The 1,274-nt window shown below is 71.8% G+C and carries 2 protein-coding genes; both read right to left on the minus strand.

The window, feature by feature from the left end:
• Window positions 1–71: 71 nt before the first annotated feature.
• Window positions 72–224, minus strand: a complete 153-nt coding sequence (locus tag D7231_RS36765; protein WP_158673900.1) for a hypothetical protein — start codon at window positions 222–224, stop codon at window positions 72–74.
• A gap of 89 nt (window positions 225–313) precedes the next feature.
• On the minus strand, window positions 314–1,274 hold a 961-nt coding region (locus D7231_RS36770), incomplete at its 5' end, for a hypothetical protein (RefSeq protein WP_158673901.1).

Below are 1,274 nucleotides of genomic sequence, written 5' to 3' on the forward strand. Positions count from 1 at the left end.
GGCAGCGCCCTTGGGCGGTGATCGTGTCGGGGTCCGGGCCCTGGTTGGACCGGACCCCCTCGCGTTGCGGGTTAGTCGTCGTCGGTGAGGTCGTTGATGGCACCGCAGTTCCAGCATTCGAAGTCGGGCGGCAGCCGGAACTTCTCGCGCCAGAACGACGCGACGCGCTTTCCCCAGACGAAGCACGTCGCCCAGCAGCGCCAGCACTCGTACTCGAACTCCATGTCCCTCAGGATGCCCGCGCCCCGGCGGGCGGGATGCGGATACCTGAGAACTGGCTGCGGCCGGCGTGCTGGCCTTTCTGCCGCGGGGGTTATTCGGTCCAGCCGACCGGGGCGTATGCGCCGTGGTCGACCTGGAGCAGGCGGCCGTCGTTGACGAGCTTGGAGAGGCAGTTGCGGATGGTGCCGTACTTCGCGTCGACTGCTGCGCGGATCTCCTTGGTCGTCATGGGGCGGGTGACGGCGGCCAGGATCTGGTCGGCGACGGTGGCGGCCGCGGGGCTGAACAGCGGCGGCAGCGCCGCCTCCTCGGCGGGGGCCGGGGTGCCGGGAGCCCACTCGTCGCCGAGGTCGTGGTCGGCGGCGGTGTCGTCCCAGTCCTCGTAGAGGGGGCCCAGGGCAGTGATCTCCCGGTCGGTGAGCGTGTTCACGCCGCCGCCCTCCGGGAAGATCTCGCCCAGGCCGTGGCCGGTGCCGTCCTTGGGCAGGTGGACATACAGCGCGCGCATCATGCGGGGCGCGGCGCCGCCGGTGAGGACGTGGCCCATGCCGGAGGTCGACGCACCGCGGGCGGGGGCCTTGGTGAGCCCGTTCATGCGGTCCGCCAGGGTCAGGCCGCCGCCGATGACGGTGGGGATCGTGGCCAGGGAGACGCCCTCGGGCAGCATGCCCTCGGTGGCCTGGCGGTCGGAGATACCGGAGACGGTGCGCAGCATGATGCCGGTGCCGGAGCGGGTCTGCTCCCGCAGGGAGCGGTCGCCGCCGATGCGGGTGAGGTCGAGGGTCTGGCCGGCGAAGAGGACGCCCACGCCGTACTTGCGGCCGCGTTCGGCGATGAAGACGGCGTTGCGGGCGATCTCCTGGCCCTCTTCGGAGTCGTCGCACAGGCCGTTGAACTCGTCGAGGTTCAGGACCAGGAGCGGGTAGGGGGAGGTGGGGGAGAAGTCGTGCCCGACCGCGGCGTTGATCTCGCCGCGGATGGTCATCAGCGCGACGGCGGCGCGGGTGGCGCGTGCGGCGTAGGCGCGGCCGGAGCCCTGCCGGTCGATGTAG

Source organism: Streptomyces klenkii (assembly GCF_003626645.1).
Taxonomy (GTDB): domain Bacteria; phylum Actinomycetota; class Actinomycetes; order Streptomycetales; family Streptomycetaceae; genus Streptomyces; species Streptomyces klenkii.